This is a genomic window from Eubacterium pyruvativorans, assembly GCF_900102225.1.
Lineage (GTDB): Bacteria > Bacillota > Clostridia > Peptostreptococcales > Anaerovoracaceae > Aminicella > Aminicella pyruvativorans.
In genome coordinates this window covers 21,706-39,953 of sequence record NZ_FNBF01000020.1, presented here as the reverse complement: position 1 = coordinate 39,953, position 18,248 = coordinate 21,706, and the positions used below count along the sequence as shown (strand labels likewise).

General features: G+C 55.8%; 17 protein-coding genes. 5 read left to right on the top strand and 12 right to left on the bottom strand.

Features of this window, described 5'->3' with window-relative positions:
• On the bottom strand, nt 1-234 hold a 234-nt coding region (locus BLQ24_RS07440), incomplete at its 3' end, for a transposase (RefSeq protein WP_143004215.1).
• Between the two features lie 277 nt (nt 235-511).
• On the opposite strand from BLQ24_RS07440, the gene BLQ24_RS07435 reads away from it, so the two are divergent.
• The 3 genes from BLQ24_RS07435 to BLQ24_RS07425 all read left to right on the top strand — a co-directional run bounded on the left by BLQ24_RS07435 (nt 512) and on the right by BLQ24_RS07425 (nt 2,633).
• On the top strand, nt 512-847 hold the full coding sequence (locus BLQ24_RS07435; protein ID WP_090471133.1) for an ArsR/SmtB family transcription factor: 336 nt from the start codon (nt 512-514) through the stop codon (nt 845-847).
• 68 nt (nt 848-915) lie between these two features.
• Entirely contained in the window at nt 916-1,623 is a 708-nt protein-coding gene (locus BLQ24_RS07430; protein ID WP_090164235.1) for a phosphatase PAP2 family protein, read from the top strand.
• Nucleotides 1,620-2,633 carry a glycosyltransferase family 2 protein gene (locus tag BLQ24_RS07425; RefSeq protein ID WP_090164243.1) on the top strand — a complete coding sequence of 338 codons (1,014 nt, stop codon included), beginning with the start codon at nt 1,620-1,622 and terminating at the stop codon, nt 2,631-2,633. The genes BLQ24_RS07430 and BLQ24_RS07425 overlap by 4 nt, the downstream gene beginning before the upstream one ends.
• 729 nt (nt 2,634-3,362) lie before the next feature.
• On the opposite strand, the gene glf is transcribed toward BLQ24_RS07425, so the two are convergent.
• The 3 genes from glf to BLQ24_RS07410 all read right to left on the bottom strand — a co-directional run bounded on the left by glf (nt 3,363) and on the right by BLQ24_RS07410 (nt 5,969).
• On the bottom strand, nt 3,363-4,496 hold the full coding sequence (glf, locus tag BLQ24_RS07420) for a UDP-galactopyranose mutase (protein WP_090164233.1): 1,134 nt from the start codon (nt 4,494-4,496) through the stop codon (nt 3,363-3,365).
• Between the two features lie 38 nt (nt 4,497-4,534).
• Nucleotides 4,535-5,014 carry a 23S rRNA (pseudouridine(1915)-N(3))-methyltransferase RlmH gene (gene rlmH / locus BLQ24_RS07415; protein WP_090164231.1) on the bottom strand — a complete coding sequence of 160 codons (480 nt, stop codon included), beginning with the start codon at nt 5,012-5,014 and terminating at the stop codon, nt 4,535-4,537.
• Nucleotides 5,015-5,162: 148 nt separating this feature from the next.
• Nucleotides 5,163-5,969 carry an MBL fold metallo-hydrolase gene (locus BLQ24_RS07410; RefSeq protein WP_090164229.1) on the bottom strand — a complete coding sequence of 269 codons (807 nt, stop codon included), beginning with the start codon at nt 5,967-5,969 and terminating at the stop codon, nt 5,163-5,165.
• 227 nt (nt 5,970-6,196) lie between these two features.
• Between BLQ24_RS07410 and BLQ24_RS07405 the strand changes: the two genes are divergently transcribed.
• Both BLQ24_RS07405 and rnhA read left to right on the top strand, forming a co-directional pair.
• Nucleotides 6,197-6,742, top strand: a complete 546-nt coding sequence (locus BLQ24_RS07405) for a pyridoxamine 5'-phosphate oxidase family protein (RefSeq protein WP_090164227.1) — start codon at nt 6,197-6,199, stop codon at nt 6,740-6,742.
• Nucleotides 6,743-6,754: 12 nt separating this feature from the next.
• The gene (gene rnhA, locus BLQ24_RS07400; RefSeq protein WP_090164225.1) at nt 6,755-7,297 is read left to right on the top strand and encodes a ribonuclease HI; all 543 of its coding nucleotides are present in this window, start codon (nt 6,755-6,757) and stop codon (nt 7,295-7,297) included.
• A gap of 302 nt (nt 7,298-7,599) precedes the next feature.
• Here the strand turns inward: rnhA and BLQ24_RS07395 are convergent, their stop codons facing one another.
• From BLQ24_RS07395 to gyrB, 8 genes are all read right to left on the bottom strand, one after another.
• Nucleotides 7,600-8,349, bottom strand: a complete 750-nt coding sequence (locus tag BLQ24_RS07395; protein WP_090164223.1) for a SigB/SigF/SigG family RNA polymerase sigma factor — start codon at nt 8,347-8,349, stop codon at nt 7,600-7,602.
• Nucleotides 8,350-8,366: 17 nt separating this feature from the next.
• Entirely contained in the window at nt 8,367-8,765 is a 399-nt protein-coding gene (locus tag BLQ24_RS07390; protein WP_090164221.1) for an ATP-binding protein, read from the bottom strand.
• A 109-nt stretch (nt 8,766-8,874) separates the two neighbouring features.
• Nucleotides 8,875-9,744, bottom strand: coding sequence for a uroporphyrinogen decarboxylase family protein (locus tag BLQ24_RS07385; protein ID WP_090164219.1), 870 nt, complete (start codon nt 9,742-9,744; stop codon nt 8,875-8,877).
• Complete coding sequence (locus BLQ24_RS07380; RefSeq protein ID WP_090164241.1) at nt 9,745-10,758, bottom strand: uroporphyrinogen decarboxylase family protein; 1,014 nt, start codon at nt 10,756-10,758, stop codon at nt 9,745-9,747. It abuts the gene before it with no gap.
• Nucleotides 10,759-10,763: 5 nt separating this feature from the next.
• Nucleotides 10,764-12,704: an ASKHA domain-containing protein gene (locus BLQ24_RS07375; RefSeq protein WP_090164217.1), complete on the bottom strand. Its 1,941-nt coding sequence runs from the start codon at nt 12,702-12,704 to the stop codon at nt 10,764-10,766.
• A gap of 42 nt (nt 12,705-12,746) precedes the next feature.
• Complete coding sequence (locus BLQ24_RS07370) at nt 12,747-13,433, bottom strand: corrinoid protein (RefSeq protein WP_090164215.1); 687 nt, start codon at nt 13,431-13,433, stop codon at nt 12,747-12,749.
• A 308-nt stretch (nt 13,434-13,741) separates the two neighbouring features.
• The gene (gene gyrA, locus BLQ24_RS07365; protein ID WP_090164239.1) at nt 13,742-16,222 is read right to left on the bottom strand and encodes a DNA gyrase subunit A; all 2,481 of its coding nucleotides are present in this window, start codon (nt 16,220-16,222) and stop codon (nt 13,742-13,744) included.
• A 32-nt stretch (nt 16,223-16,254) separates the two neighbouring features.
• Nucleotides 16,255-18,174: a DNA topoisomerase (ATP-hydrolyzing) subunit B gene (gene gyrB / locus BLQ24_RS07360; protein ID WP_090164213.1), complete on the bottom strand. Its 1,920-nt coding sequence runs from the start codon at nt 18,172-18,174 to the stop codon at nt 16,255-16,257.
• Nucleotides 18,175-18,248 lie beyond the last annotated feature (74 nt).

Sequence of the window (18,248 nt, the reverse complement as noted above, 5' to 3'; positions counted from 1 at the left end):
CTCAAGTTCAGTATGAGCATTTGGGTGAGGAGAGACAGGTCTATGAGATTTATCTCTTAGAGAGTCTTTGGTTCCGTCAAACCGCTTATTCCATCGCATCAGCGATGCTTTGGATATATGGTATCTCCGGCAGACGAACTGCACGGAATTTCCGCTGCGGTAAAGCTTTACTGCATAAAATCTGGTTTCAATAGTGTGGGGCAAATAGCGCTGTGAATGTGTTATACTTTTCATGGCGATTGAGTGTCCTTTCGTTAGCTATGATTTGTGGTAAAACCATTCTAACGGACTCAATCGCTTTTTTCTATTCCAGAGGTCTCACATCTATTGTAAAGCTACACTGCCCGGCACTTTTTTGTCAGAAACACCTTGCATCCTGCCTGGAATTGCAGTATCATAGTTAATCGCAAATAGGCAATTAATATACGGATCGAAATTAGGCGAATTGCCTGATCACGATCCGTTTTTCAGGGTTACCGGGGACGGCCCGGGCAGAGAGGATTGCATCGAAATGAGAATCAGGAAAATCAAGAAGCTGGACGATGACATGCAGGCGATCGAGCTGGAGCTGATTGCAACCGTGTCCGACGCACTGGCTCACCCCGTCCGGCTGCAGCTGCTCCGGTACATTATGCAGCAGAACAGACAGATGCAGAAGGTCTGCACGAAGGATCTGGTGGCGGTGTTCGACTACGCCCAGGCCACAATCTCCCAGCACATGAAAAGGCTGGTGAAGTCCGGGCTTGTGGAGTCGAAGCGGGAAGATAAGTTCAACTACTACTTCGTGAATCTGGGCATCCTGATGAAATATATCGATGCTACGAAGAAATTCACGGTTTTGAAATAGAACATTCATGGAACCATCATTATTCTGTGGGACAGTGAGAATGTGATTCTGTGAGGAGATTATAGCCTATGAATAGATTGAAGAAAATTGACTGGAAGCGGAAGACCCTGCTGGTTCTGCCGCTCCTCGGATTTATGGCGATCTACATGATCTGGTTCTCCACGCTGGAGACCACTTCTGCGCCCCGATATCACATCATATACTCATCGCTGGACAGCTGGATTCCGTTCATCCCGTATTTCATCTTCCCGTACCTGTCCTGGTTCCTGTTCATTCCGATCATGATGGGATACCTGCTGTTTCAGGACGAGCGGATGTTCCAGCGCCAGTCTCTGGCGCTGATGGCGGGCATGCTGACATTCCTGGTGGTGTCCACCCTGTATCCGACCATGATTTCGCTGCGGCCGATTACCATGCCGAACGACGGTCTCTGCTGCCGGCTGGTGTCCTGGCTCTACGCCACCGACACGCCGACCAACGTCACCCCGAGTATCCATGTATATAATACCCTGACGGTGCTGGCCGGATTCTACATGACCGACAGCCGTCTCTCCAGAAGCCGCAGGGGGAAAACCACTGTCACAACGATCTCCGTGCTGATTATCATGTCCACCCTGCTTCTGAAACAGCATTCCATTCTGGATATCATTGCGGCGGGCATCATGTTCCTGGTTGTCCAGGCGCTGAGCATGGTTCTGCTGCCCCTGCATCAGAATGGTAATAGATCAACGGTACCGGCGCTCAAGAAATCAGAATCGAGGATATGGACGAAATGAAACTTCTGACAATTACCATTCCATGCTATAACTCGGAAGAGTACATGGAGCACTGCATCGAAACACTGCTTCCGGGAGGAAATCAGGTGGAAATCCTGATCGTGAATGACGGTTCTTCCGACCGGACCCGGGAGATTGCCGACCGGTATCAGGCGGAATATCCCGGCATCGTCCGGGCGATTCACAAGGAAAACGGCGGCCACGGTTCCGCCGTGAACACCGGCATCGCCAACGCCACCGGACTGTTTTTCAAGGTAGTGGACAGCGACGACTGGGTTGATGCGGACAGCTACCGGGAGATTCTGGATTTCCTGGACCTGGTGGCGAAGGACGGCCGCCGGCTGGATATGCTGATCTCCAATTACGTCTATGAAAAGGTCGGCGCATCCCACAAGAAAGTGATGAAACCTTCCGGTTTCCCGGTGGACACCTTCTTCTCCTGGGACGATGTGAAACACATCCGGAAGTTCCACTACATCCTCATGCATTCCATCATCTACCGCACGGCACTTCTCCGGGAATGCGGCCTGCATCTGCCGGAGCACACATTCTATGTGGACAACCTGTACGCATTTCACCCGCTGCCGTTCGTGAAGAGTATCTTCTATCTGGATGTGGATTTCTACCGCTACTTCATCGGCCGCTCCGACCAGTCCGTGAACGAAAATGTCATGGTGAAGCGGCAGGATCAGCAGCTTAGGGTCAACCGCCTGATGATCGATGAATTCACCCGCCGGCGGATTCACCCGAAAATGTGCCGGCATTATATGCGGAATTACCTGGAGATCGTCACTGCCGTCACCTTCACCGTTCTCATGCTGGATGGTTCCCGGGAAGCCTCGAAGAAGCGGGAGGAACTGTGGCGCTACATCCGCCGCCACGACCGGAGGCTCTACGCCTATCTGCGGCGCAGTCCGGTGCTCCGGGCCCTTGCCATCCCGGGGAAGGGGGGCCACATGCTCAGCTACTACGGTTACCGGCTGGTCCAGAAGATTTACGGTTTTAACTAAAGAAGGACTAATTGCAAATGGCGTGATACAGATGTACTTACTGTATCACGCCATTTGCAGTATTGCACCGGGCAGGGATGCAGTACCGGGCGGGGATGCTCAATGCCCGGCGGCGGCGCTCAATGCCCGGCAAAGATTGTATACAAAATATGATTTGAATACTGATGCATGACCACAGACAAGTTTTCGTATACGAATCACGGTTGTATATTGCCGCAAGGTGCGGAATGGCCATTTTCCCCGTTTTCGCACCTGAATTGGCGAATGCCAGGGTGCGAAAATCAAATTTAATCTTGAATTAAATATTCACCGGTGGTCTGAAGGTGCGGAACGGACAGAAATGCTCTTTTCCGCACTATGTGATGGCGCATTGGTATCCGGGTAATTGAATGAAAATCCAAACACATCGGGGATGGTGTCTCTGAATTTCTGTTGGGCGGATGACTCTCTCTGTCGGGTGAATATTAACTGAAATTTCTGTGTCATTATCCATCCGCAGATAATTAACGCTGATTATTCAATTCGTGTCCGAACCTGCCGGGTGCGAAAACAGGATTTTTTGATTTTTCGCACCTCCGAAGTTCCGACCGCCTGCACCGGTGGCCGAACGCAAGAAAAGGCAGGTGCGGAATTCGTAAAAAACCGAATTCCGCACCTGCCCGACTAACCGAACAAAATTCCGCACCTGCCCGGAGAGCCAATCAAAATTCCGCACCGGCCCGGCTGTCCTCACGCTCCGATCATGCGGTCCGCCAGATCCAGTGCGGCGGCGATCACCTGATCCATGTCATAATATTTATATTCTCCCAGCCGGCCGCCGAAGGTGATGTTCGGCTCCGATTCCGCCAATTTCCGGTATTCGCAGTAAAGCCGGTTGTTCCGCTCATCATTCAGCGGATAGTACGGTTCATCCCCCGGCTTCCATTCCTGGCTGAATTCCCGGCTGATAACGGTTTTCGGAATGGTTTTCCCTTCATCATCCAGCCCGAACTGGAACCACTTGTGCTCAATGATCCTTGTCCATGGAGTTTCCCGGTCCGTATAGTTGACCGCCGCATTTCCCTGGTAGTTTTCCTGATCCAGCAGTTCTGTCTCGAACCGAACCGAGCGGTACTCCAGATTGCCCAGCGCGTATCCGAAGTACTCGTCGATTGCGCCGGTGTAAATAACATGGGACGAGCGGGCGTCGAAGTAATCTTTGTCCGTCAGATAGTCAGTGTCCGTCAGGACATCCGCTCCTTCCAGCATGGCCCGGACCATTTTCGTGTAGCCGCCCATGGGAATGCCCTGAAAGAGGGCGTTAAAGTAGTTGTTGTCGTAAGTGTAGCGCACCGGCAGCCGGCGGATGATGAAGGCCGGCAGTTCGGTGCAGGGGCGGCCCCATTGTTTTTCTGTGTATCCCTTCACCAGTTTTTCGTAAATATCCCGGCCCACCAGGGTGATGGCCTGCTCCTCCAGATTGCGGGGCTCGCCGATGCCGCAGTCAGACTTCTGACGGTCGATCTCCTCCCGGGCCTGTTCCGGTGTGACGACGCCCCACATTTTGTTGAACGTGTACATGTTGAAGGGAAGGGAATAGATCTCCCCCCGGTAATTGGCCACCGGCGAGTTGGTGAACCGGTTGAAGTCCGCAAACCGGCTGACGTAATCCCAGACCCGGCGGTCATTGGTGTGGAAAATGTGGGCGCCGTACTGGTGCACATGAATGCCTTCCACATCCCTGGTATACACATTGCCGCCGATCTGCGGCCGGCGGTCCAGCACCAGCACAGAGCGGCCGGCTTCCACGGCCCGCTGGGCGAAGACGGCGCCGAAGAGTCCGGCACCGACGATCAGATAGTCATATTTCCTGGTTAATTCCATAGTTTCCTCAGTTCTAAGGCTGGCCTGCGCCACCCGGGTTACTTGTGATACGGCTCGTTCCGGATAATCTTGAACGACCGGTAAATCTGCTCCAGCAGGATCACCCGCATCATCTGGTGCGGGAAGGTCATGTCCGAGAAGGACAGCTTATAGTCTGCCCGGCTGCTGACCTCGGGAGAAAGTCCCAGGCTGCCGCCGATGACAAAAGCGACATCGCTTCTTCCGTCCAACGCCAGGTTCCCAATCTTCTCCGCCAGTTTCTCAGAAGTCAGCTTCTTTCCCTGAATCTCCAGCGTGACCACGTACATGTCCCGGCTGATTTTCTCCAAAATCTCCCGGCCCTCCGCCCGTTTCACTTCTTCCTCTTCTGCGGGGCCCGGGTTCGCCGGCAGCCGGGATTCCTTCAGCTCGATAATCCTCGGCGCACAGTAGCCCCGGAGCCGTTTCATATACTCCTCCACGGCGTCCCGCCAGTACTTTTCCTTCAACTTTCCGATACAGATGATCGTGATATTCATCGTTTTCCTCAATTACAGTGTGACGAGCCGCCGGTTTTCCGGATGCTCTGCGGGTTATTCACAACATTCACTGTGGATATGTTGATAATTTTGCGGATATCTCCTCTCATAGACGCTCAGAAACCGGAGCGACTCCTTCCAGGAGGGCTCACACCCGCATCAGTTCCATCGGCTCAGACCTCTTGGCCACTTTTAGCGTCAGATCCCGTCCGACATAAAAATCCTTTTCGAACAACACATTCCGCACCGTCAGAAAAGCGGTCTCCGGCGTGTTGTTCTGCTTGCTCAGATGTCCCAGCACCACGTGGGGCATGTCTCTGCCCATTCCGGCCCGGTCGGCCAGAAGCCGGCCCAGCACATCGCCGCAGGTCATGTTGGACAGGTGCCCCCGGTCACTGAGAATCCGCCGCTTCAGCGGATACGGATACGGCCCCACCCGCAGAATATTCACTTCGTGGTTCGCTTCCAGCACCAGAGAATCCGCATCCCGGATTTCCCGGTACATTTCCTCCGTAACACAGCCGGTATCCGTCATAATGGCCAGTTTCCGCCCCCCGTTTTCGAAGGTATACCCCACCGGATCCGCCGCATCATGGGAGAGAGGAACCGCATGGACCTTCACGTCGCCGATCACAAAATCCTGGGACTTCCCCACAGCCTCTGCCCGGTTCTCCGGCAGCTTATCCCGGATCTGGTCCAGTGTACCCTTCGTTCCGAAAACCCCGGCAGAGGTGCATTTTCTCCCCATCATGCGCACACTCTTCACGTGATCCGTGTGCTCGTGGGTCAGAACGATCCCGTTGATATCCGCCGGAACCATATCCAGCTGCTCCAGCCCCGCTGTAATGTGCTTTCCGGCGATGCCGGCATCCACCAGAATCGCTGTATTGTCCGTCCGGACCATGTAGCAGTTTCCTGAGCTGCCGCTGGCGAACGATGTATATTCAAATGCCATAACGATTTCTTTCTCCTTCTTCTAATCAACGACTTAGATTATACCACGGGAAAGGGGGCATTAACATATGTTAATGCGGCAGGACGGGTGGCGGAGCGGCGACTTCATGCGCAGCGGGCAGACGAGTCATTTATTTGTCTGTCGTGACTAAAGTGTATACAATCCTCCTGACCGGCCGACCGAAAACACCGGCAAGCTTCTGGCGGCCCGCCCCGAAAACATGTATAATGGATAACATCGAAACCGGCGGATCGAAACCACCGATCCCCACAGCGAATACAGGACAGAAAGGACCCGGCATGCGCAGAAAAGACCGCGAAGTAACTGATTTCCCTGCAATTCTCGAAATCATCGAGCATTGCGACATCCTCCGCCTGGGACTGGCGGACGGAGCATATCCGTACATCGTCCCGGTGAATTTTGCCTACGAAGTCCGGGACGGGCAGCTCAGCTTCTACATCCACGGCGCCATGGCCGGCCGGAAATATGAGATGCTGCGCCGGAACCCAGTCTGCAGCTTCGAGATGGATAACCCGCTCTACATCGAGTGCCTGCCCGAGAAGAAGGATGTGACCATGCGCTACGAGTGCGTCATGGGCCGGGCCGATGTGACATTCCTGGAGGGGGAGGAGAGACAAAGGGCAATCGACGACGTTCTGATGGCCCGCTATGAAATGACGAAGGACTTCGCTTACAATCAGGCGGTGGTCAGCCATACAGCGCTCATGAAGCTGACGGTCACCGAACTCACGGCGAAGGCAAACAGGGCATAGAAAGGACGGATCATGACGATTCTGAAGATCTACACGGACGGGGCGTGCTCCGGCAATCAGAATGCGACGAACGTAGGGGGATGGGGGGCCATTCTGGAATACGGCGAACACACGAAAGAGCTGCACGGCGGTGAAGTGAATACCACCAACAACCGGATGGAGCTCACCGCCGTGATCGAGGCCTTCCGGACTTTGAAACGGCCGGGGCTCCGGGCGGAAGTCTACTCCGACAGCTCCTATGTCATGAACTGCTTCCGCCAGGGATGGTACAAATCCTGGGAAAAAAACGGCTGGAAGACCTCCCAGAAAAAGCCGGTGGAGAACCGGGAGCTCTGGCAGGAACTCTTGTCCCTGGTGCGCCAGCACGACGTCCGGTTCTACCGGGTGAAGGGCCATGTTTCCGTGGATGCGGACGCCTCGAAACTGGACGCCCTCTACTCCAAATTTCGCCAGTGGAACGGAAGCACATTCACCTATGAAGACTTTCTCTATGTCACGAAGATGAACAACCGGGCTGACGAGCTGGCCAACGTGGGGATTGACGAAAACCGGTAATGTACCGGCGCTTTCACACTGAAAAAGGCGCATGCAATTGCCTTAGCGGGTTTTGCATGCGCCTTTCCTGCTTCTCATTCCATGGGATCGTCCTGATCCGACTTATTTCACCTTGTGATTCTTCTTCCACCCCATTTCATGAATCACCCTCCGGAAATCCACCCGAAATTTACAGAATATTAACGGCCGGTCATACCATTTCCCTTTGTCCATACCCCCGGCGCAGGCCGGTCTAAAAAAAAACAGCCCGCCGGACCCCAGGTCCGACAGGCATTCTCTCTTCTGTTCTATGCTGTATTCCCCTATGCTTCCATGCCCCGCTTCATCTCGTCCCGGAACCGCTGAATGATGCTGCGCTCCGCCCGGGAAATGGTCATCTGGGATACGCCCAGTGTCTTCGCAATATCCGACTGGGAACGGTTATAGATGAAACGCTCCCGGAAGATGTACCGATCCTTCTCGGAGAGGGTTTCCATCACCTTGTCGATGATCTCGTTGATCTCCACCCGGTCATAGCCCGCTTCATCGAAGCCGGTGTACTTCTCCAGGAAGGAGCTGTCCCCGTCCTCTCCGGCATCCTCGAAGGTCTTGTCCAGAGAATAGGTTCCGTACGCCCGGGAACCCTCGAAGGCCTCGATGACCTGCTCTTCCGGAATCCCGGTCCGCTCTGCGATTTCCTCCATCGTCGGTTTCCGGTGGAACTCCAGGTAGAGTTCGTCTCTGGCCTGCTGCACTTTGGAGGAAATCTCCTTCAGGCGGCGGGGCACCTTCAGACTCCACTGCTTGTCTCTGAAATATTTCTTGATCTCTCCCAGGATGGTCGGTGTGGCGAAGGAACTGAATTCGAATCCCTTCGACGGATCGAACCGCTCCACCGCCTGCACCAGGGCCAGCGCACCTACCTGGTACAGATCGTCATATTCAACGCCTTTCCCCAGGTATTTCCGAATCAGGATATCGACCATGTACAAGTGGCTTTCCACCAATTCATTTCTGGATTCAATTGTAGGGTGTTCCTTGTATTTCCGGAACTTTTCCAGATCTTCCGACATAAATATCCTTTTTCGTTCTATACTTCCTTCAACATGCGGATCACTTTCCGGCCATGCTCATCCCGGGTGAATTCCACCTGATTCATCAGGGACTCGATCACGTAAACGCCCAGATCCCCCTCCTGCGGGCACCGGCGGCACGGCTGGCTCATCTTTTCCAGCGTGTGACGGTCGCATTCATCTCTGACAGTGACCTGCATGTAACGCGGATCCACCTTCAGTTCAATTTCATAGAGATCCGAAAAACCGCTGAATCCGTGACAGGATACATTCTTACATGCCTCACAGACCGCATTCTTCAGATCATCGATCTCTTCCACATCGAAACCTGCCGTCGCTGCCACCGAGCTGATCGCCAGTCTCACCATGCGCAGATATTCCGGTTTCCCCGGTATTTCAAATTTCAGAGTGTCCATCTGTCTCAAGTTCCTCCATCAATACTAATCTACTACAGTCCGCACCGGACTACAGTGATAAGTATACCCGGTTTTCCTTCATTCACACAGGGACACCGTGAGTCAGCCATTATTCTAACACAAGTTCCCGGAAAATCCCATCCTTCACTTTCGATCCGACCGTCTTCGGACAGGACTGCCCCCCGATCTTCGCCCGGCCCCGCATCGCCAGCAGTGCCTCCAGGTAGCTGATTCCCGGCGCCGTCGGATGTTCTGCGATCCGGGCGTGCCCCGTGTCCACTGCGGCATAGGCCATCTTCGGACAAAGGGAAATGATCAGCCGTTCGTCCGCCAGTTCCGCCAGCCGGGGCAGATACCAGACATAGAAATCCTCCACCGCTTTCGTCATGACCCGGGGCCCCAGAATCGGCAGGGAACCGGCCGAATCCGAGTAGATCAGAATATCTGCGCCGCACTCCTTCGCCGCCTTCGCAAACCGGAGGCTCTGCTCACCGTAGTGCCGCAGCACTTCAGCCGTTTCTTCCCGGTGCTTCCGGTACTCCTTGAAGAGCAGTTTCGGATCCGCCAGAACACTCAGCGCCGTGAACGGCCCCGTCAGTTCCAGAGCCACGGTCTCTCCCTCCTCTTTCAGTTCCCGGCAGGCTTCCAGGGTCTCATGAATCCGCCCACGGTTCAGGTCCAGTTCTCCGATCTGCTTCAGATCTTCCGGGGTCCGGAGCACCGGCTCCCCGCCCCGGGGACCGGAATTCTCGTCTCCCGGGTTGATGGAGGCGCCCAGCGCTTCCGCCTCCACGGTCCGGCAGAAGGGGAGCAGGCAGAACGCCGCTCCGTCCGCCTCCTTCACCGCTTTCGCCAGTGCCTTCATGCCTTCCCGATCATAATAGGCTTCCGGAAAGTGCATCCCGGTTTTTTTTGTCACTTCCCGCCGGACCCCCGCCGAATTGGTATAGGTGCACTTATAATCTCTGATCTCTCCCATCTATCCCTCCTTCTGTACGGTGCGCAGAATCGCCCGGACATTCTCCAGCGGGGATCCCATGCCCAGTCCGCAGGCAGGGGAAATGATGTCTGACCCCGCATTCAGGCAGCCTTCCGTGAGACGCTCCACGTCGTCCCGGTCGGACATCTCCACTGCGAAGGTGCTGACATTCCCCATGATCGCCCGGCCCGGCAGTTTCTTCCGGGCTTCCCGGATGGATACCACAGCGTCGAAACTCAGCGCATCACTGCGGACCTTCTGCACTTCTTCGTAGACGGAATGCATCTGACCGCAGATATGGACGATGATTTTCACACCGGAAGGCCGCAGTCCGTCGATCAGCTTATTCAGATAGGTCACGGCGAATTCGTCGAAGTATTTCGGCCCCAGAATTTCTCCGGTGCCGCTGGGATCGGCGATGGTGATCACGTCCGCCCCTGCCTCCGCCTGGGCCAGGCCGAAGGTGATCAGCTGGTCGGTGATGAAATCCATGTACTGGTGGGCGATGTCCCGTTTCTTTCTCAGCTGCTTGTAATAGATCTGGGGCTCCATGACGGAACTGGCCGTACTCACCGGACCGGTCAGGTTGCCGATGATCGGAAGGTCCCGGGTTTCCTCCTTCAGAATGCGGATGGCATCCACCACCACTTTCGCCCGGCCCTTACCGGGATCCAGTCGGGAAAGCTGGGGATAGGCCTGGATGTCATTGATGACGTACTCCGTGACATGGGGCTCGAACAGCCGGGTGCCCATGGTGACGCCGGCGCCCATGGCTTCCGCTTCCACGGTCATGCAGAAGGGAACCCCCAGGTTTTCGAAGCATCCCATATCACAGACCGCTTTCGCCAGATCCGCCATCATCCGGGCGTTGCTGTGGGCTTCCGGCAGGTAGATGTCCCGTTCTTCCTGCAGGTCCCGGGTGATCATGTTCATCATGCCCCCCGGGCAGATGCAGGCCGGCCGGTCGGCGCCTTCTCCGGAAAGCAGCCTTTCCAGACGGACTTTCGGTGTCATTTCCATCAGCGGGACTCCTTTCTGTCTTCACAGGATCCTTCCGATCCTTCTCTTCCGCCGCCCCGGAGATTGCTGCATTCCCTGCGTTCTCTTCGTTCCCGGCGTTCTCTGCATTCCCGGCGGTTTCGGTGCTCCCGGCGTCCGCCGCTTTCTCCCGGGAAGATCAGGCAATCCGAGAAAAGTCTCTCATAGCCCTCCGTGGCCCCCAGCTCCACATATTCCATATGATGGGCCAGCTCCTCCATATCCCGCCGGCAGACTCCGGACAGCAGAGCCATATAGGCGCCGGTACGGGAGGAATTCCCCACATAGCGCATCCGGTCTTCCACCCCCTTCGGCAGGATTCCCACACCGGTCAGGCTGTCCGCCGGCAGGTGGGCGCCGAACTGTCCGGCGATCAGCACCTCGTCCAGATCCTCCATGCCGATGCCGGCCCGGTTCAGCAGGGCCATGAAGCCGGAGAGAATCGCCCCTTTCGCCAGCTGAACCTGACGCACATCTCCCTGGGTGATCCTGAGGGACCGTTCCCCGTCCAGCAGGCGGAATGACCGCTTCCCGTCTTCTCCCACTTCGATCAGTTTCCGCCGGGGATCCTCTTCATCGAAGGCATCCGCTTTTGCGAAGGCGCCGGTCTTCCTTACGATTCCGGTACGGATCAGTTCCCGGGTGACGGTCAGAATGCCGCTGCCGCAGATGCCGCAGGGCGCCTCGTCCCCGATCACTTTCCGCTCCACTTCACCGTCCGCCGTGATCACCACGTCTTCGATGGCCCCGTCCGCCGCCCGCATGCCGCAGCTGATGTTCATTCCCTCCAGGGCAGGACCCGCCGCACAGGAGCAGCTCAGCAGGCGGCCGCCGGATGCCAGAACGATCTCTCCGTTGGTGCCGATGTCAATGAACAGCACGTTTCCCTTCCGGTGCTGCAGATCACATACATAAGCACCGGCCACAATGTCTGCGCCGATATATGCCGAAACCGACGGAAGGCAGTAGAGAGCAGCCCGCTCTCCTGCCTTCAGGCCGATATCCGATGCCAGGAGATTCCGGGACCCGGTGAAAACCGGCGCAAAAGGAGCCGTCCCCACCGGCCTCGCATCGATTCCCAAAAGCAGGTGCAGCATGGTGCAGTTGGCCGCCACAGTGATCTCCCGGATCGATTCCCGCCGGACCCCGGTCTCCCGGCAGACTTCTCCGATCATGGCATTCATCGATTCCACAATTGCCCTCTGCAGCTTCCCCGCACCCTCCTCCGGATGCTCCATTTCATAGGTAATCCGGCTGAGCACATCTAGACCGAAGGTCTTCTGGGCGTTAATCTCCGAGGCATCCGCCAGAATTTCACCGGTCTCCATATCCACCAGAGAACAGACCACAGTGGTGGTGCCGATATCCACCGCAGCACCGTAATATTTTGTCTGATGGCCCGGCACAATATCCACGACGCAGCCCTCCCGGATCACCGCCGTGTACTCCCCGGGTGCCCGACTTCCCCCCATCAAAGCGTTGGCATCCACCCGGACCGCCCCGGTCTTCTCCATCAGCACATCTTCGAAAGGGGTCTGCTGCTCCACGGTCTGCCGCTCCACCGTGAGAGGCATCATACGGGTAAGGGGAGCCCGCTGAAATTCCGGGATATATCCTCCGGTGAGAACCTTTCCCTTCTTCTCCCCGCCCACGGTCTCCAGTTCCAGATCCGTCACAGGCTCCATCATGCAGGCAAGCCGGATCCCGCTGTCCAGCTCTTCCCGGCTCAGAAGCTTCTCCTCCTCCCCGGTCACCGGCGTTCCTTCTCCGGACACCACCCGGATGCGGCACTTGCCGCACAGACCCCGGCCGCTGCAGGCATTATCCAGATAGATCCCGTTCTCCAGAAGCTGATCCATCAGAGACCGGGAAGGGTCCCATGTGATGCTCCTATGCCCGGGGCTGATCCTTATCTTCGTCATACGTTCTGCTGCTCCCTGACTGCTCATTGACAAAAAATACCCTTACTGTGCTCTCGCCATCATCTGATCCCCGTCCGGGAACCGTTCTTTCAACAGCTCTTTCGCCACTTTCACGGCTTCCACCGCATTGGCGGAATACCCGTCCGCTCCGATCCGGTCCGCAAACTTCTGGGAAATCGGGCCGCCGCCCACCATGACGATGACATCATCTCTGATCCCTTTCTCCTTCAGCATTTCAATGACCCGCGGCATTCCTTCCATGGTGGTGGTCATCAGTGTGGACATGCACACCAGTTTCGCACCCTCCTCGATGGCGGTTTCCACGAACTTCTCCAGCGGAACATCTCTCCCCAGATCGATCATCTCGAATCCGGCAGTTTCCATCATGATCTTCACCAGATTCTTTCCGATGTCGTGGGTATCCCCCTGGACGACGCCGATCACACCCTTCACCGCCGTGTCATTCTCGATCTGCGGCAGATGTGGCTTCAGCACATCGATGCCCCGGTACATAGCGTCAGAGCAGAGCAGCAGGTCCGTGACGAAATACTCCTCCTCGTCGAACATCACCCCGGCCCGGTTCATTCCGTCCACCAGTCCCTCGTGAATCGCATCCATCGCCGGATATCCCGCTTCCAGATATTCCTCTGCATCCTCTACCACGTCTTCATCTTCCATCTCGAACACATCATCCGAAAGTCTCCGGAGCAGCTCCTCTTTCGTAGCCATACAGCCTCCTTTTTTCAGGTTTTTCTTCCGATACAATCGCCTTCATTATAACATGACCCGGGGGATGCCCCCATTGATTGTGGCGGAAGGAATATGCAGTACATATTGATTTCTTCTATACATCCGGCACAACCGGCGCTGCCGGAAAGAACCATCCGTCAAACAGATGTCGTTCCCATCGTTTATGGGTTTTGTATATTATTTTTTACAATAATAAAACTGCCCGAAGCTCGTATTTTCCGCTTCGGGCAGCTCTTTGCTGTTTTCTCTACCTGCAGCCTGCGGCCGTCGGTGCAATATTTTTTTGTCTATTCCTCCGGATCGGCAGGGGAGTCCGATGCCTCCGCACCTTCCTCTTCTTCATCCTCCTCCGGAATAACTCTCGCCATGGAGACGATATGCTCATCCTCTTCCACGCGCATTATCTTCACGCCCTGGGCAGAACGCTTCAGCTCGGAAATATCCGCCGCTTTCACACGGATGATGATGCCTTCGGAGTTGATCAGCATGATCTCGTCGTCCTCATCCACGATCTCGGCGCCCACCACATTGCCGGTGCGGTCTATCTTCAGCCGGTCCACGGTCATGATTCCCTTGCCGCCACGGATCTGGAGCTTGTATTCCTCCAGCGGCGTGCGCTTTCCGAAGCCGTTTTCGGTGACAGTGAGCAGGGATTTCTCCGGATCCACAATGGACATGGAGACCACTTCGTCTCCTTCCTCCAGCAGAATCGCCCGGACGCCGCTGGTGTCACGGCCCATAGCCCGGACATCTTCTTCCCGGAAGCGGATCGACTTGCCGAACTTCGTCACAACAATCAGTTCATCACTGCCTCCGGTCTGTTTCACATCCACCAGGGAATCCCCGTCCTTCAGGTTGATGGCGATCAGGCCGTTCGCCCGGTTGGACCGGAATTCACTGAGCAGGGTACGCTTGATTCTGCCCAATTTCGTGATCTGAGTGAGGTAGCTCGTCTCTCCCTTCTCCGGCTGTCCAACCGGAATGACAGAGGAAACCCGCTCATCCTGGGAGATATTCAGGAAGTTGACCACCGGCGTGCCCTTGGCTGTCCGGGAGGCTTCCGGAATCTGATAGGCCTTCAGCTTGTAAACCTTGCCCAGACTGGTGAAGAACATCAGATGGTCGTGGGTAGATGTCATGATCAGATCCTTCACAAAATCATTTTCCCTCGTGGTGAGGCCGGTAATGCCCTTGCCGCCCCGGTGCTGCGCCTTGTAATTATCCATCGGCACCCGCTTGATGTATCCCAGATGGGTGAGGGTGATCGCGACGTTTTCTTCCGCCACCAGATCCTCATCCTCGATCTCGCCTACATCTGCCACCAGCTTGGTTCTCCGTTCGTCGCCCCACTTCTCCTTCACGGCCAGAAGCTCTTCCTTGATGACGTTCATCAGTTCGTGCTCGTCCGCCAGGATCTTCTTGAAGTAAGCGATGCGCTCCCGGATCTCCTGGTATTCGTTTTCGATCTTCTCCCGTTCCAGTCCCTGCAGTCTGGCCAGCCGCATATCCAGAATCGCCTTCGCCTGGATCTCCGAGAGGCCGAAGCGTTCCATCAGCTTCTGCTGGGCATCGTTGTAGGAGCTGCGGATGATGCGGATAATCTCGTCGATGTTGTCCAGCGCGATGATGTATCCTTCCAGAATATGAGCTCTCGCTTCCGCTTTCTTCAGATCGAACTTCGTTCTTCTGGTGATGACTTCCTTCTGGAACTTCAGGTATTCCTCCAGGATGTCCCGGAGGTTCAGCAGCTTCGGCTCCCCGTCCACCAGGGCGATCATAATGCAGCCGAAATTCTCCTGCAGGGAAGTGTGCTTATACAGCTTGTTCAGGATGATCTGCGGATTCACGTCCTTCTTCAGCTCGATGACAATCCGCATGCCTTCCCGGGAAGACTCGTCCCGGATGTCAGAGATGCCTTCAATCCGCTTATCCTTCACCAGTTCGGCCATCTTCTCGATCATTCTGGCCTTGTTCACGCCGTAAGGAATCTCGGAGACCACGATCTGATACCGGCCTCTGCGGCTCTCTTCAATTTCCGTGACCGCCCGGACCCGGATCTTTCCCATACCGGTGCGGTATGCCTCCCGGATGCCGGCCCGGCCCAGGATCTGAGCACCGGTGGGAAAATCCGGACCCTTCACATAATTCATCAGGTCGTCCACCGTGCATTCCGGCTCGTCGATCATGTGTACGGTGGCATCGATCACTTCTCCCAGGTTGTGCGGCGGAATATTCGTCGCCATACCGACGGCGATACCGTTGGATCCGTTCACCAGCAGGTTCGGATAGCGGGACGGCAGCACCACCGGTTCCTTCTCTTCACCGTCGAAGTTCGGTGTGAAATCCACGGTATCCTTGTCAATATCCCGGAGCATCTCCATGGAGAACGGGGACATTCTGGCCTCTGTGTAACGCTGGGCCGCAGCGGAATCGCCGTCGATGGAGCCGAAGTTTCCGTGACCGTCCACCAGCGGATATCTCATGGAGAAATCCTGGGCCATCCGGACCATGGCGTCGTAGATCGAGGAGTCGCCGTGCGGATGGTATTTACCCATAACTTCACCGACGATTCTTGCTGATTTCTTGTACGGCTTATCCGGCGTCGTCCCCAGCTGGTCCATGCCGAACAGTATTCTCCTGTGTACCGGCTTCATTCCGTCCCGAACGTCCGGAAGGGCTCTTCCGACGATGACGCTCATGGCGTAGTCGATATAGGAATTTTTCATCTCATCATGAATTTCATGCTGGATGAGCTTGTGATCTTCCATATGTTCCAATTAAATATCCTCCTTGCCGGCTGCTAAATATCCAGGGTTGCGTACTTCGCATTCTCACGGATGAATTCACGGCGCGGCGGTACCTTGTCACCCATCAGTGTTGTGAAAATCTCGTCTGCTGCGGCCGCGTCATCCACGGTGATCTGCACCAGCGTACGGTGGTTGTAGTCCATGGTGGTTTCCCAGAGCTGGTTGAAGTCCATTTCCCCCAGACCCTTGTAACGCTGGATTTCGATCTTTCCGCCCGGAAGGCTGCTCATTTCCTCCAGCGTCCGTTCCTGCTCCGCATCAGAATAGGTGTAGCGCAGTTCCTTGCCTTTCTTGTCCCGGAACAGCGGCGGCTGAGCCGCATAGACATATCCGCCTTCCACCAGCGGCCTCATGTAACGGAAGAAGAAGGTGAGCAGCAGCGTCCGGATATGAGCACCGTCCACATCCGCATCGGTCATAATGATGATCTTGTGATACCGGAGTTTTTCAATATTGAACTCACTGCCGATGCCGCATCCGAAGGCGGTGATCATGTTCTTGATCTCTTCGGAATTCAGCATTCTGTCCTGGCTTGCCTTCTCCACATTCAGAATCTTACCCCTTAGCGGCAGCACCGCCTGGCGCTTTCTGTCCCGTCCCTGCTTCGCAGAGCCGCCTGCAGAGTCTCCCTCCACCAGGAAGATTTCCGACAGGGAAGGGTCCTTCTCCGAGCAGTCCGCCAGTTTTCCCGGCAGAGAGAAACCGTCCAGCGCACTCTTCCGGCGGGACAGATCTCTGGCCTTCCGGGCTGCTTCTCTGGCCCGGGACGCCCGGATACACTTATCCAGAATCGCCGCCGCCTGCTGCGGATGCTCATCCAGGAAGGCCGCCAGCGCATTGCTGGTGGCAGAATCCACGAACCCGCGGATCTCGCTGTTTCCCAGCTTCGTCTTCGTCTGTCCCTCGAACTGCGGCTCTTCCAGCTTCACGGAGATGACACAGGTCAGACCTTCCCGCACATCCTCTCCCGAGAGAGAGTCCCCGTCCTTCAGGAACTTGTTCCGGCGTGCGTAATCATTGAAGACCCGGGTCAGGGCTGTCTTGAAGCCTACCAGGTGTGCGCCGCCCTCTGTCGTGTTGATGTTGTTGGCGTAGGTCAAAATGTTTTCGTTGTACCGGTCGGTATACTGCATGGCGATTTCTACCTCGTGGTCGTCTTCAATCTTCTCGAAGTAGATGATGTCCTCGTTCACCGCATCCTTGTTCTTGTTCAGATAGGCTACGAATTCCCGGATGCCGCCCTCGAAGTGGAAGGAGTCCTTTCTTTCCTTCCCCGGACGCTGATCCTCCAGGGTGATCCGGACACCCTTCGTCAGGAAAGCGGTTTCCCGGAGCCGATTATACAGTGTCTCGTAGTTATACTCGGTCTCGTCGAAGATCTCCGGGTCCGGCCAGAAGACAGAACGGGATCCGTTGTGATCGGATTCGCCCACCACCGTGAGCGGGGAAGTAGTCTTCCCCCGTTCGAATTCGATATGGTACAGCTTGCCGTTTCTCTCGACTTCAACAATCATCTTCGTGGAGAGTGCATTGACCACGGATGCACCTACACCGTGCAGACCGCCGGACACCTTGTATCCTCCGCCGCCGAACTTGCCCCCGGCGTGCAGAACGGTGTGAATCACCTCAACAGCCGGAATATGCATCTTCGGATGCTCATCTACCGGCATGCCGCGCCCGTCGTCTTCCACGGAAATCGAGTTGTCCGGCCGGATGATCACCTGAATGTGGTGGCAGTATCCCGCCAGCGCCTCATCAATACTGTTGTCTACAATCTCGTAGACCAGATGATGAAGACCCCTCGGTCCCGTGGAACCGATGTACATTCCGGGACGCTTTCTGACCGCCTCCAGACCCTCCAGTACCTGGATCTGGGACGCATCATACGCCTGCTTGTTCGTTTCATTCGTCATAAACTGTGCACTCCCTGTCACTGCATGAACCCGCTGAGAAAAGCCGGGTCATGATATAGAAATAATATTGATTT